The organism is Cupriavidus sp. CPT47-8839-RL05A, from assembly GCF_058792255.1.
The window spans coordinates 32,965-46,626 of the sequence record NZ_JBYTEG010000007.1; the positions used below are offsets into that span (position 1 = coordinate 32,965).

The 13,662-nt window shown below is 67.8% G+C and carries 12 protein-coding genes; 4 read left to right on the forward strand and 8 right to left on the reverse strand.

All coding sequences use genetic code 11. The annotated features are described in order from the left end of the window. Positions 1–43: 43 nt before the first annotated feature. The 5 genes from AC3WVS_RS09965 to AC3WVS_RS09985 are packed head-to-tail and all read right to left on the reverse strand — an operon-like array spanning position 44 to position 6,432. Positions 44–1,489, reverse strand: coding sequence for an FAD-binding oxidoreductase (locus AC3WVS_RS09965; protein ID WP_492318483.1), 1,446 nt, complete (start codon positions 1,487–1,489; stop codon positions 44–46). 25 nt (positions 1,490–1,514) lie between these two features. Next, positions 1,515–2,324 carry a 4-hydroxy-2-oxoheptanedioate aldolase gene (gene hpaI, locus AC3WVS_RS09970; protein ID WP_492318484.1) on the reverse strand — a complete coding sequence of 270 codons (810 nt, stop codon included), beginning with the start codon at positions 2,322–2,324 and terminating at the stop codon, positions 1,515–1,517. 37 nt (positions 2,325–2,361) lie between these two features. Next, positions 2,362–3,834, reverse strand: a complete 1,473-nt coding sequence (locus AC3WVS_RS09975; protein ID WP_492318485.1) for an NAD-dependent succinate-semialdehyde dehydrogenase — start codon at positions 3,832–3,834, stop codon at positions 2,362–2,364. A 34-nt stretch (positions 3,835–3,868) separates the two neighbouring features. Continuing rightward, positions 3,869–5,392: a UxaA family hydrolase gene (locus AC3WVS_RS09980; protein WP_492318486.1), complete on the reverse strand. Its 1,524-nt coding sequence runs from the start codon at positions 5,390–5,392 to the stop codon at positions 3,869–3,871. Between the two features lie 23 nt (positions 5,393–5,415). After that, positions 5,416–6,432, reverse strand: coding sequence for a tripartite tricarboxylate transporter substrate binding protein (locus AC3WVS_RS09985; RefSeq protein ID WP_492318487.1), 1,017 nt, complete (start codon positions 6,430–6,432; stop codon positions 5,416–5,418). Between the two features lie 144 nt (positions 6,433–6,576). Between AC3WVS_RS09985 and AC3WVS_RS09990 the strand changes: the two genes are divergently transcribed. After that, positions 6,577–7,518, forward strand: a complete 942-nt coding sequence (locus AC3WVS_RS09990; protein WP_492318488.1) for a LysR substrate-binding domain-containing protein — start codon at positions 6,577–6,579, stop codon at positions 7,516–7,518. Here AC3WVS_RS09990 and AC3WVS_RS09995 read toward each other — a convergent pair. Next, positions 7,515–8,270 (reverse strand): sulfite exporter TauE/SafE family protein, encoded by a 756-nt coding sequence (locus AC3WVS_RS09995; RefSeq protein WP_492318489.1) that lies wholly within the window; start codon positions 8,268–8,270, stop codon positions 7,515–7,517. The genes AC3WVS_RS09990 and AC3WVS_RS09995 overlap by 4 nt on opposite strands. A 425-nt stretch (positions 8,271–8,695) precedes the next feature. On the opposite strand from AC3WVS_RS09995, the gene AC3WVS_RS10000 reads away from it, so the two are divergent. The 3 genes from AC3WVS_RS10000 to AC3WVS_RS10010 are packed head-to-tail and all read left to right on the forward strand — an operon-like array spanning position 8,696 to position 11,296. Beyond that, the gene (locus tag AC3WVS_RS10000; RefSeq protein WP_492318490.1) at positions 8,696–10,129 is read left to right on the forward strand and encodes a cytochrome ubiquinol oxidase subunit I; all 1,434 of its coding nucleotides are present in this window, start codon (positions 8,696–8,698) and stop codon (positions 10,127–10,129) included. Between the two features lie 4 nt (positions 10,130–10,133). Continuing rightward, positions 10,134–11,141, forward strand: a complete 1,008-nt coding sequence (gene cydB / locus AC3WVS_RS10005) for a cytochrome d ubiquinol oxidase subunit II (protein ID WP_492318491.1) — start codon at positions 10,134–10,136, stop codon at positions 11,139–11,141. Further along, positions 11,141–11,296: a DUF2474 domain-containing protein gene (locus AC3WVS_RS10010; RefSeq protein ID WP_492318492.1), complete on the forward strand. Its 156-nt coding sequence runs from the start codon at positions 11,141–11,143 to the stop codon at positions 11,294–11,296. Before cydB ends, AC3WVS_RS10010 begins: the two co-directional genes overlap by 1 nt. Before the next feature lie 25 nt (positions 11,297–11,321). Here AC3WVS_RS10010 and AC3WVS_RS10015 read toward each other — a convergent pair whose 3' ends face one another. Both AC3WVS_RS10015 and AC3WVS_RS10020 read right to left on the reverse strand, forming a co-directional pair. Next, positions 11,322–12,086 carry a fumarylacetoacetate hydrolase family protein gene (locus AC3WVS_RS10015; RefSeq protein ID WP_492318493.1) on the reverse strand — a complete coding sequence of 255 codons (765 nt, stop codon included), beginning with the start codon at positions 12,084–12,086 and terminating at the stop codon, positions 11,322–11,324. Positions 12,087–12,178: 92 nt separating this feature from the next. Next, positions 12,179–13,627: an MFS transporter gene (locus tag AC3WVS_RS10020; protein WP_492318494.1), complete on the reverse strand. Its 1,449-nt coding sequence runs from the start codon at positions 13,625–13,627 to the stop codon at positions 12,179–12,181. Positions 13,628–13,662 lie beyond the last annotated feature (35 nt).

Here is a 13,662-nt window from a genome sequence, read left to right on the forward strand (position 1 = left end):
CGCGCGCCCCTGCCCGCGTTCCGCCACATGGAAGGACAGTGGACTATCGCACCGGCGTCGGCAGCACCTTGCCCGGATTAAGCAGGTTCAACGGATCAAGCGCCTGCTTCACTTGCCACATCAGTTCCAGTTCCACCTGGGACTTGTAGCGCGTCAGGTCATCGCGCTTGGCCACACCGATGCCATGCTCGGCCGAGATCGAGCCGTTTTCCGCATGAGCCATGCCGTCGACCAGCGCGGAGACCCGTTCATACCATTGCGCCAGGAACTCTTTGCCTGGCTGATCCCTGGGCCGCAGCGGGTTGAAGTGCACATTGCCGTCGCCCATATGGCCGTAGATCACCATGCGCGCGTCCGGCACCAGTTCCAGCACCCTGGCCGAGGCTTCCTCGACAAACGCAGCGATGCGCGACAGCGGCACCGAGACATCGCACTTGATGCTGCCGCCGGTGCGGGTCTGCGCGTCGGAGATCTCTTCGCGGATGCGCCAGAAGGTCTGGGCATCGGACAGGCTGGCGGCCACGGCGGCGTCCTGCACCAGGCCCTGGCTGAAGCCGGATTCGAGGATTTCCATCAGCGTGGCGTTGAGGCTTTCCGCATCGGTGCCGGAGGTCAGCTCGATCAGCACCATCCAGTCGTGCTTGTCCTGCAGCGGGGAAGCCACGTTGCCAAGATACTCAAGCACTAGTTCCAGCGCTGGCCGCGAGATCAGCTCGAACGCGGTCACGGCCTGGCCGGACAGGCGCTTGGCTTCGCCCAGCAAGGCTACCGCCGCGGCGGGGTCCTGCACGGCGACAAAGGCCACGGCGCTGCTGCGCGGCTGCGGCATCAGCTTGAGCACGGCGCCGGTGATGATGCCAAGCGTGCCTTCCGCGCCGACGAACAGGTGCTTGAGGTCGTAGCCGGTGTTGTCCTTGCGCAGGCCGCGCAGTGACGAGTAGATGCGGCCATCGGGCAGCACCACTTCGATGCCGAGCACCAGGTCGCGCATATTGCCGTAGCGCAGCACCGCGGTGCCGCCGGCATTGGTGGACAGGTTGCCGCCGATCTGGCATGAGCCTTCGGAGCCGATGCGCAGCGGGAACAGGCGCTGCCCGGCCTCGGCGGCGCTGCGTGCCGCGCTCAGTGTGACGCCGGCCTGCACGGTCATGGTGTCGTTGATGGTGTCGAGGTCCAGCACGCGGTTCATGCGGCTGAGGTTGACCACCACGGCGGTGCCGCTGTCGTCGGGCACGGCGCCGCCCATCAGCGAGGTGTTGCCGCCCTGCGGCACCACCGGCACGCGCCGGGCATGGCACCACTGCAGCACCTGGCTGACCTCTTCCGTCGATGACGGCAGCACCACTACCTGGGCCTGGCCGCGGTAGATGCCGCGGTAGTCGGTGACGTAGGCCTGCGTGTCGGCGTCGCCGCTGCGGCAGGCGCTTGCACCAACGATGGCCTGCATCGCGCGCAAGGTGGTGTCTGGGGTCGGGGTTTCGGCTGGCATGTGTGTAAGGCGAAGGAGATACGGGTCAGTACGCGGCGGAAGGCTTGTCTGCGGCGGGAGCGTCAGAGGGCTGCTCGCGGAACGATGCGGCAAGCTTGCGCGCGGCGTTGGCGTACAGCATCACGTCCACGCCGGTGGCCACGAAGGTGCAGCCCAGGTCCAGGTAGCGGCGTGCCAGTGCCGGGTCCGACGTCAGCGTGCCGGCGGCCTTGCCGCTGGCGATGATGGTGCGCATCGCGCCTTCGATGGCGGCCTGCACCTCCGGGTGTCCGGGGCGGCCGCGGTGGCCCATCGACGCAGCCAGGTCGGCCGGGCCGATAAAGACGCCGTCGATACCATCCACCGCACAGATCGCTTCCAGGTTCTGCAATGCGGTGACGGTTTCGGCCTGCACCAGCAGGCAGACTTCATCGTCGGCCACATCCAGGTAGTCGATGCGGGCGCTCCACTGCGAGGCGCGCGCAATCGCGCTGCCCACGCCGCGGATGCCTTGCGGCGGGTAGCGCGTGGCGCTGACCACCATGCGGGCCTGTTCCGCGGTATCCACCATCGGCACCAGCAGGCTGCGCGCGCCGATGTCGAGCAGCTGCTTGATCAGCGGCACTTCACCGGCCACGGCGCGCACCACGGGCTGGACCGGGTATGGCGCCACCGCCTGCAGCGCGTGCAACGTCGAGCGCAGGTCGTTGGGGGCGTGTTCGCCGTCGATCAGCAGCCAGTCAAAGCCTGCGGTGGCCGACACTTCGGCCAGGTACGGCGTTGCCATCGACAGCCACAGGCCAATCTGCGCCTGGCGGGCGGCCAGTGCGGTCTTGAAGGGATTGTTTGCGGGCATGGTGTGTTCCGGTTCGATGATCGCTGGGCCCGGCGCTTCAGCCGAGCTGGCCCTGGCAAAGGTACTTGGTATGCATGTAGTCGTCCAGCCCGTGGCGCGAGCCCTCGCGCCCGTAGCCGGATTCCTTGACGCCGCCGAACGGCGCCGCCTCGGCCGCGATCGCGCCCTCGTTGATGCCGACCATGCCGGTTTCCAGCGCCTGCGCCACGCGCCAGATGCGGCGGATGTCGTTGGAGTAGAAGTACGCAGCCAGGCCGAACGGGGTGTCGTTGGCGTCGCGGATCACCTCGGCTTCATCGCGGAAGCGGAAGATCGGCGCGACCGGACCGAAAGTCTCTTCGCACGACAGCTCCATCGCGGGGGTCGCATCGGCCAGCACCGTCGGTGCGTAGTAGTGCGGGCCATCGGCGGTGCGCACGCGCTTGCCGCCGGTGACCACGCGCGCCCCCCGGGCGACGGCGTCTTCCACGTGGCGTGCGATCTTGTCGACGGCGCGGGCATTGATCATGGGACCGATCTGCGCGGCCTCTTCCGTGGCCGGACCGACATGCAGCGCGCCAACGCGCTGCGCCAGGCGCTCGACAAAGGCGTCGTGCACGGCGTCATGCACATAGACCCGGTTCGGACACACGCAGGTCTGGCCGCCGTTGCGGAACTTGGACGCCATCAGGCCATCGACCGCGGCATCGAGGTCGGCGTCCTCGAAGACGATGAAGGGCGCGTTGCCGCCCAACTCCAGCGACAGCTTCTTCAGCGTGGCAGCCGATTCGCGCGCGAGGTGCTTGCCCACGGGCGTGGAGCCGGTAAAGGTGATCTTGCGCACGCGGCTGTCGGCCAGCCAGGCGTCGACCACGCCCGGCGTGCGCTCGCGCGATGCGGTGACGATGTTGAGCACGCCCGCGGGCATGCCGGCCTGCTGCGCCAGCCATACCAGCGCCAGCGCGGTCAGCGGGGTGTCCTCGGCGGGCTTGGCCACCACCGTGCAGCCGGCGGCCAGCGCCGGGGCGATCTTGCGGGCAATCATCGCCAGCGGGAAGTTCCACGGCGTGATTGCCGCGACCACGCCCACCGGCTCCTTCAGCACCAGCAGTTTGCGGCCCGGCACGGCTTCCGCGACGATATCGCCGCAGATGCGCGTGGCCTCTTCGGCAAACCACTCGACATAAGACGCGCCATACTGCACCTCGCCGCGTGCCTCTTTCAGGGGCTTGCCCTGCTCCGTCGAGATGATGCGCGCCAGGTCTTCCTGGTGCGTGAGGATCAACGCATGCCAGCGCTTGAGCAACTGGGCGCGTTCGCGCGCGGGCCGGCGGCTCCATGCCGGGAAAGCGGCAGCGGCGGCATCGACGGCAAGGCAGGCATCGCCGGCATCGCTGTCCGGCACGTTGGCAAAGGTCTCGCCGGTGGCCGGGTTGGCGACCGGCAGGCGCGCGCCAAGGCCGGCATTGCACCACCGGTCGTCAATCAGGTTCTGGCTGCGCAGCAGCGCTTGTTCGTAAAGCGTCAGCATAAGTGTGGAGGAAGAAAGATTGGCGGAAGGCGGCTCAGCTGACGATGCCGAGGTGCCAGGGCACGAACTCGTTGTCGCCCAGGCCCAGCGCTTCGCTCTTGGTCGGCTCGCCGGAGGCCGCGCGCAGGATATGTTCGAAGATCCGCTGGCCCATCTGCGGCACGGTCAGTTCGCCGTCGAGCACCAGCCCGCAGTTGATGTCCATGTCTTCTTCCAGGCGGTGGTACATCGCCGAGCTGGATGCGAGCTTGATCGTCGGCGCGGGCTTGGAGCCGAACATCGAACCGCGGCCCGTGGTAAAGCAGATCAGGTTGGCGCCGCTGGCAATCTGGCCGGTGACGGCCACCGGGTCATAGCCGGGCGAGTCCATGAACACAAAGCCGGCCTGGTCGATCGGCTCGGCGTATTCGTACACTGCCTGCAGCGGCGTGGTGCCGCCCTTCATGGCCGAGCCCAGCGATTTCTCGAAGATATTGGCCAGCCCGCCCTGCTGGTTGCCGTGGCCGACCACGCCGTTGAACTGGGCGTTGTGGCCGGCGGTGTAGCGCTCCCACCAGGCCAGGCGGTCCAGCAGCTTCTGGCCGACCTCGGGCGTCACCGCGCGGCGCGTGAGCATGAATTCCACACCGTGGATTTCCGGGGTCTCGGACAGGATGGCGGTGCCGCCATGGCGCACCAGGATATCCATCGCCGCGCCCAGCGCCGGGTTGGCGCTGATGCCGGAAAAACCGTCCGAGCCGCCGCATTCCAGCCCGATCTTCAGGTGGCTGGCCGATACCGGCTGGCGCACCGCGGCATTGGCCGCGGGCAGCATCGATTCGATCGCGCGGATGCCTGCGGCAATGGTGGCACGCGTGCCGCCGCTATCCTGCATCACCAGCGTGTGCACCGCGGGGCCGGGCTCAAGCCCCTGCGATTCCACCAGTGAGGCCACCTGGTTGCGCTCGCAGCCGAGGCCGACGATCAGCACGCCGGCCAGGTTGGGATGGCGTGCGTAGCCGGCCAGCGTGCGGCGCAACACGTCGAAGTGCTCGCTCGGCGACGACATGCCGCAGCCGCTGGTCTGCGCGAAGGCGACCACGCCATCGACATTCGGATACGCTGCCAGCCGCTCCGCTGTGAAATGCGCGGCGATCTGGCGGATCACGGTGGACGAGCAATTGACCGAAGACAGGATGCCGATGAAATTGCGCGTACCCACGCGCCCGTCCGGGCGCACAAAGCCGTTGAAGGTGGCGCGCCGGGCCTCGGGCACGTAGTCCACCGGCCGCACGTCCTGGCAGAACGCCGGGTCGCGGTAGAAATCGACCAGGGTCAGGTTGTGCGAATGCACGTGGTCGCCCTGGGCGATATCGCGCGCGGCCACGCCGATGACGGTGTCGAACTTGCGCACCGGCGTGCCGGCGGCGATGGCGCAGGCCGCGATCTTGTGGCCGGCCGGCACCTGTGCGCGCACGCGCACGGCGGGGTCGGCCAGCTGCTGGCCAAGGCTGAGGTCGCTGCGGGCGACCAGCACGTTGTCGTTGGCGTGCAGGCGGATGACGGGATTGGGATTCACTTGGACTTGGCCTTCGACGGCGATCAGCTTTGCTGCAGCAGTTCTTTCAGCTTGAGGCGCTGGATCAGCTGGGTTTCCTGGTCATAGACGCTGGCCACGTACTTCTTGTAGTCAGGACCGTCCAGGTACATCACGGGCGCATCCAGGCGCGCCGCCACCTGCTTGAACTCGTTGCTGGCCACCGCGGCGCGGAAGGCGTCGCGCAGCTTCTTTTCCACGGCGGGCGGCAGGCCTTTCGGGGCGCCGATGCCGTTGGGCGCTTCCACCACCACGTTGTAGCCCAGCTCCTTGAGCGTCGGCGTGTCCTTGAAGCGGGTCGCGCGCTGTTCGCCCCAGGTGGCCAGCAGGCGCAGCTTGCCGGCTTCCACGTGCGGCGCCCACGAGCTGGAATCGGCCAGCAGGTCGACCTGCCCGGCCAGCACGTCCTGCAGCGCGGCGGCGCCACCCTTGTAGGCGATCGCGTTGAACTGGATGCCCGCGGCCAGCGCGAACTGCTCCATGCCGACGTGGGTCGCGCCGCCGATGCCGGCGTGCGCATAGGTGATCCTGCCGGGGCTGGCCTTGGCGGCGGCCACCACGTCCTGCAGCGTCTTGTAGCGCGAGCTGGCCGGCACGGCGATGCCGAAGGTCTGGCCCGAGGTGCGCGCCAGGTAGGTCAGTTCGCTGCGCGGGTCCAGCTGCAGCATGCCGAGCTGCGCGAAGCGCGTCACCGAGATCGGGATCTGGCCGATGGTGTAGCCGTCCGGATTGGCGCGCGCCAGGGCCTTGGTGCCGATCATGCCGGAAGCGCCGGCGCGGTTCTCGACCACGATCGACTGCTTGAGAATGCCGCTCGCCACCTGGCACAGCGCGCGCATCGACTGGTCAGCGGTGCCGCCGACCGGCCATGGGCAGATGAAGGTGATGGGACGCTCGGGATACTCGGCGGCCAGCGCCCGCGCGGCAGGCAGCAGCACGCCGGCAGCGCCCGCGGCGGCACCCGCGGCGGCTCCGATGAGCAGGCAGCGGCGCTTGGAATCGATGGGGAATCCTTGGGTCATTTGCGGGTGTCTCCGATGTTCTGATTATCGGCGGGACCGGCGCAGCCAGCCTCGTCATGCCCGCATTCTGTCGCGCCTCAACATAACAATCCAATCAAAGAACGGCATTGCTTCATAACCTTAAGGTTAGATAGACTGGCGGGCATGGTCCAGATCGATCGCGCGCTGCGCTCCAATATCAAGCTGCGCCACCTGCAACTGCTGGTGGCGCTGGATGAGTTCCGCCACCTCGGCCGCACCGCGGAGTTCCTGTCCGTGAGCCAGCCGGCAGTGTCCAAGGTGCTGACCGAAGTCGAAAGGATGCTGGGTCTGTCGCTGTTCACGCGCTCCACCCGCGGCACCGAGCCCACCGCCGCCGGCGAATCGCTGGTGCGCTTTGCGCGCTCGGTGCTGGCCCAGTACGAGCAGACCCGCGACGAGATCGCCGCGGTGCAGAGCGGCGCTTCCGGCCGCATCCGCGTGGGCTCGATGGGCGCGGCGCTGCCGGTGCTGCTGGCGCAGGCCGTGGGCGCGCTCAAGGACCGCCACGCGCGCGCCACCGTACTGGTGGAGGAAGGCGACCTGACCCACCTGCTGCCCAAGCTGCGGCTGCGCGAGCTGGACCTGATCGTGGGCCGGCTGGAGCCGGGCTATGCGGCGCCGGACCTGCTGACCGAAGCCCTCTATGAAGAACCGATGGTGGTCGTGGTCCGCCGCGGCCACAAGCTCGCGCGCAAGGCCCGCCCCAGCTGGGCCGACCTGGCGGCGATGCCCTGCGTGCTGCCGCCGCCGTGGGCCTCGCTGCGCGTGAAGATCGAGCAGGCCTTCTATCGCCACGGCCTGCACCCGCCGCAGGATGTCATCGAGACCTCGTCCTACCTGGCGCAGGCCACCTTCGTCGGCCAGCGCGGCGCGGCCGGCTTCATGGCTGAGTCGGTGGCGCTGTCGTTGCAGGAGGAAGGCCGGTTGCACGTGCTGAAGATGGCCGTGCCGGTCGACCTGCCCCCGGTCGGCATCATCACGCTGCGCGAACGGGCGCCCTCGCTCGGCACCGACCAGCTGCTGGAATGCCTGCGCGAGGCTGCGGCGCAGGTCAGGGCCGTCTAGCTGGCACGCGCCATCAGCACCGGCACCGACGTGGCCAGCAGCGCCACACCGGATACGGTCAGCAGCGTCAGCACGACCTTGCGGAAGGTGGCCTCGCTGATCCCCAGATAGAGCCGCGTGCCCAGCAGCGTTGGCACCAGCATCGCGGGCGCCACCACCAGGAACATCGGCAGCATCTCGCGCGTGACGATGCCCTTGCCCACATAGGCGGCCATGGTCATGGCCAGCGTGGCGAGGTTGAAGTTCTGGATCACCGCGCGCTGTTCGTCCTTGTCGAAGCCGCGCAGCGTGCACCACAGCGTGGGGATCACGCCAGTGAAACCACCGATGCCGCCCATCACGCCGCCGGCCGCACCGGCAACGCCATCGGCCACGCGCCCGCCCACGCCGATATGGGGCAGCTTGCGCACCATCAGCATGACCGGGCACCACAGGGTCAGGAAGCCGCCGAGCACGACCTTGAACCACAGCGCGTCGAGCATCGGCAGGATCGCCACGCCAAGGGGGATGCCGGCCACGCCGCCGGCCACGAACGGCCACAGCCGCCGCCACGACAGCCCGCGCCGCACCGACACCGCCGCCAGCAGCTGGCCGGTAAGCGCGCCGAACACGGTCATGGCCGACGCCAGCTGCGGCTCGATCGCCCAGGCCCAGAACGACATCGCCACCATGCCGAAGGCAAAGCCGGACAGCCCCTGGACAAAGCCAGCCACGGCGGCGCCGGCGATCACGATCAGCAAGGTGGAATCCATGGCAGGCGGGGCCGCGTCATACGATGGCGGACGCGATGTTCAAAGGCTTCTGGGAAGCGCATGACTATGCACTTCTTTGCCCTGCTTGTCAGTCGCTGCCTCTGCTGCGCCGCGCAAAACTGATACGGTATTTTTTCAATGAGGTGATGCTGTTCCGTTCGTCCCGGCTCCGTTAGCATGGTCGCCATCGACAAGGGCATCGGGCCGCGCGAAGCGGCGCCGGCGGTACCGGGTGCGGCGATATGTCACCCGTACGCCACCGGTAGCAACAGTGCCCTTTGCTGCGCGCGCGGCGTACACTACGCTTTACCGCACGCGCCTACGGCCCGCGCCCCGGCGCGCCCTGTCGACCGGCCCCGGCCTGCCAGACGGCAGTGCCGCGCCCGTCCCAGGCGTGCGCCAGGCCAGCGCCACGGAGAACAACAATGTTTGGTTTGACCGCGCTCGACCTCGCCCGCACGCAGTTTGCGTTCACGATTTCTTTCCACATCATTTTTCCGGCGATCACCATCGGCCTGGCCGCCTACCTGGCGGTGCTGGAAGGCTGCTGGCTGCGCACGCAGCGCACGCATTACCGCGACCTCTACCACTTCTGGTCCAAGATCTTTGCCGTCAATTTCGGCATGGGGGTGGTGTCCGGGCTGGTGATGGCCTACCAGTTCGGCACCAACTGGAGCTTCTTCTCCGAGTTCGCGGGCAGCATCACCGGGCCATTGCTGACCTATGAGGTGCTGACCGCGTTCTTCCTGGAAGCGGGCTTCCTGGGCGTGATGCTGTTCGGCTGGAACCGCGTCGGGCCGGGGCTGCATTTCTTTGCCACGGTGATGGTGGCGCTCGGCACGCTGATCTCCGCCACCTGGATCCTGGCCTCCAACAGCTGGATGCAGACGCCGGCGGGCTTCGAGATCATCAACGGCCGCGTGGTGCCGACCAACTGGTTCGAAGTCATCTTCAACCCGTCGTTCCCCTACCGCCTGGTGCATATGAGCGTGGCGGCGTTCCTGGCCACGGCGCTGTTCGTCGGCGCCTCCGCCGCCTGGCACCTGCTGCGCGGGCGCGACAACCCCGCCATCCGCAAGATGCTGTCGATGGCGATGTGGATGCTGCTGATCGTCGCGCCGATCCAGGCCGTGATCGGCGACATGCACGGCCTGAACACGCTCAAGCACCAGCCCGCCAAGATCGCCGCGCTGGAAGGGCACTGGGAGAACAAGGGCAATGAAGGCCTGCCGCTGCTGCTGTTCGGCTGGCCCGACATGGCGCGCGAAGAGACGCGCTTCGCGGTCGAGGTGCCGCGCCTGGGCAGCCTGATCCTGACCCATACCTGGGACGGGCAGATCAAGGGCCTGAAGGAGTTCGCGCCGCAGGACCGGCCCAATTCCACCATCCTGTTCTGGTCGTTCCGCGTGATGGTGGGGCTGGGGCTGCTGATGATCCTGCTGGGCTTGTGGAGCCTGCTGCTGCGCCGGGGCGAGCGCCTGTACCGCTCGCGCGGCTTCCTGCATATGGCGCTGTGGATGGGGCCCACCGGCCTGATCGCCATCCTGGCCGGCTGGTTCACCACCGAGGTCGGGCGCCAGCCGTGGGTGGTCTACGGGCTGCAGCGCACCGCCGACGCGGTGTCGCCGCACGGCGTGCCCGAACTGGCAACGACGCTGGCGATCTTCGTGGTGGCCTACTTCTTCGTGTTCGGCGTCGGCATCGCCTACATGATGCGGCTGGTGCGCAAGGGTCCGGCGCTGGAAGAAGCCAAGCCGGAAGGCGGCCCCGGACGCGGGCATACGCCGGCACGGCCATTGTCAGCCGTGGATGACGACGAAGCGCTCGCCCCCGCCACCACTGCACGCACCCGGAGCTGACACCATGGGCATCGACCTCTCGCTTCTCTGGATCTTCATCATCTTCTTCGGCGTGATGATGTACGTGGTGATGGACGGCTTCGACCTGGGCATCGGCATGCTCTATCCGTTCGTGCCGGACCGGCATGACCGCGACGTGATGATGAACACGGTGGCACCGGTCTGGGACGGCAACGAGACCTGGCTGGTGCTGGGCGGCGCCGGGCTGCTGGCGGCGTTCCCGCTGGCGTATTCGGTGGTGCTGAGCGCGCTCTACCTGCCGCTGATGCTGATGCTGCTGGGCCTGATCTTCCGCGGCGTGGCGTTCGAGTTCCGCTTCAAGGCCAACGACCGCGAGCGCCCGGTGTGGGATGCCGCCTTCATCCTGGGCTCGGGCACGGCCAGTTTCTTCCAGGGCGTGGCGCTGGGCGCCTATATCGACGGCATCAAGCTGGAGGGCCACCGCTTTGCCGGCGGGCCGCTGGACTGGCTCACGCCCTTCCCGCTGTTCTGCGGCGTGGGGCTGATGGTGGCCTACACGGTGCTGGGCAGCACCTGGCTGATCATGAAGACCGAGGGCGACTTGCAGCAGCGCATGATCAAGCTGACCGGCTCGCTGGCGTGGCTGCTGCTGGCGGTGATCGCCGTGATCAGCCTGTGGACGCCGCTGACGCATCCCGAGATTGCCGAGCGCTGGTTCAGCCTGCCCAACCTGTTCTGGTTCTCGCCGGTGCCGATCCTGGTGGCGCTGTGCATGTTCATGCTGATGCGCGCGCTGCGGCATGAGCCGGATATCTCGCCGTTCATGTACGCGCTGGGGCTGGTGTTCCTGGGCTACAGCGGGCTGGCGATCAGCGTCTGGCCCAATATCATCCCGCCGGGAATCTCGATCTGGGACGCCGCCGCGCCGCCGCAAAGCCAGGGCTTTGCGCTGGTGGGGGCGCTGTTCATCATCCCCTTCATCCTGATGTACACGGTATGGGCCTACTACGTGTTCCGCGGCAAGGTGCGCCACGGCGAGGGCTATCACTGATGGCTATGGATACACGGCGCTCGGGGACAAGCACCGGCACCTGGCTGCGCCGCATCGGCTGGCTGGTGCTGATCTGGGCCGCCAGCGTGGCGGCACTGGGCGTGGCCGCGTGGGTGCTGCGGATCATCATGCAGGGCGTCGGCTTGCGCAGCTGACGCCCCGTCAAGGGCAACGCCGTCCTCAGAGCTGGACCGAGGCCTCGCCGATGCCATCGAACTCCGCGGTCACCAGGTCGCCTGCCGATGCGTCCAGGATGCCGACCCAGGTGCCGGTAGTGACGACCGTGCCGGCCTCTACACGTTGCCCGTCGCGCGTGGCATGGCGCAGCCAGGCGGCCAGCCCAAAGGCCGGATCGCCCAGCGCGTGGGTGCCGCGGCGCTCGGTGGTTTGCGTGCCGATCCGCACCCGGCAATGCTGTGCCGCCCAGTCCCGCGCCGCATAGTCACGCCATTCGCCAAGCACCAGGGCGCCGTGGGACTGCAGGTCGGCCAGCTTCAGCAGCGCGGGCGCGGCAAGATACTGCCGCCAGCGCGAATCGACGACTTCGATCGACACCGCCATCGCATCGATCAGCCCGGCCGCGCCGGCGTAGTCGAGGGCGGCAGCCTGCGCGGCGTCAACGCCCTGCCCCAGCCGCAACGCAATCTCTGCCTCGATGCCGCGCCATGTGAAAGGCCAGTCGCCGGCATGCGCGGGGCTGGTCCAGACCCCGGCAGGCGGCAGTTCGGCATGCGTCAGCACCGCCTCGCGCGAGGCACCGCCGGATTTCCAGTAGCCGGCGCCTGACACTTGCCAGCCAAGCGCGCGGGCCACGGCCGACTGCACGGCGTAGGCCTGTTCCGCATTCTCAAGCACGGTGGCGAATTGCTCTGCATCGGCGCAGCCCTGTTCGCTACGCGCGCTGAGCAGGGCCTGCGCGACCCGATCGATATTGGAAGATGTCATGCCTTGGGTATTTCCTTGAATGAGGGATGAATATCGCCCGGTATCCCGCTCCCGGCAAGCGCGCGCAGCACGCTGCCGGGAACGGGCCGGTCTCAGGAGCCGCTGGCGCTGGCCGCGGTGCCGCTGACCGCAGGCGCGGCTTCGTCGTCGGCGGCGGTCTCGCCCATGGCGCGGCCGAAGGTTTCCGGCGCGAACTGCACGGCCAGCGCAAACACTGCGTACATCGCCGCGAGCATGCTGAACATGCCGCCGACGCCGTAGGTTTCGAACACACGCCCGCTGATCAGCGGCGTCAGCGCGCCGGCCAGGGTGCCCAGCGCCAGGATCAGCGAGGTGCCGAACGCGCGCACGTGGGTGGGATACTGCTCCGGCGCGAAGATCCAGATCGACGTGTTCAGCAATACCACGCAGAACGTGAAGGCGGCACCGAACAGCAGCACCAGGCCCACGTTATACGTCAGGAAGCCGAAGCACAACCCGGCCGCGCAGGCCAGCCCCGCGCCTATCGTCAGCACCCGCTTGCGCGGGAAGTGATAGCCGCAGTACGACGCCGCGAGCGCCCCGAACAGGCTGCCGCTCTGCATCACCATGGTGAAGAGAAAGCTCTTGGAGATGGTGTAGCCCTGCGACATCAGGATGGTCGGCATCAGCGTCAGCACCGAGATCTGCGCGCCGTACGTCATGGACACCGCAATCCCCAGCGCGATCGTGCGCCGTCCCAGGCGACCCTTGAAGATATCGCTCAGGCGCACCCTGGTGCGCGGCGCGTCGTCCTGGATCGCGGCCTTGATATAGGGCGTCGGCTCGCCGTCGAGCTTGCCCAGGCGGCCGGATGCGAGCACCGACAGCACCCGGTTGGCCTCGTCCACGCGCCCCTTGGACAGCAGGAAGCGCGGCGTCTCCGGAATAAAGCGCCGGTAGAACACGACGAAGAATGCCGGCAGCACCAGGCAGGCAAAGAGCCAGCGCCAGCTGTCCGGTCCCGGGAACATGGCGAATACCGCCAGGCCGAAAGCCGGCGCTAGCATATTGCCGAGGCCGCCGCTGCCCACGCTGACCAGGCCCACCGCGGTGCCGCGGAAGCGCGTCGAGCACAGCTCGGCCAGCATGGTCACGGCGATCGAGATCTCCCCGCCCAGGCCGATGCCGACGATAAAGCGGCCCGCCGCCAGCACGCCATAGTTCGGCGCCAGCGCGCAGATGATGGCGCCCAGCGTGAACAGCAGCAGGTTGGCGCTCAGCATCGTGCGCCTGCCGTAGCGGTCCGCGATATAGCCGGAGCCGATGCGTCCCAGCGCGGCGGCGCTGAAGGTCAGCGTATTGAGAAAGCCGATCTCCGCCACCGAGATGCCCCACTGCTCGCGCAGCATGGGGCCGATCAGGCCGACGGCGTTCTGTTCGAAGACATCGAACATCACCCCGAGCATGATCATGAAGATGATCTTCTTGTGCGACGCCGTCACCCCGATGCCATCCATGGCCCGGTCGAGCTCATGCTGCTGTGGGGAATTCGGCGATTGAACTACAGTTTCTGCGCCCATCTTTGTCTCCTCCTCGTTTCGAGGTTGCCGCGGTT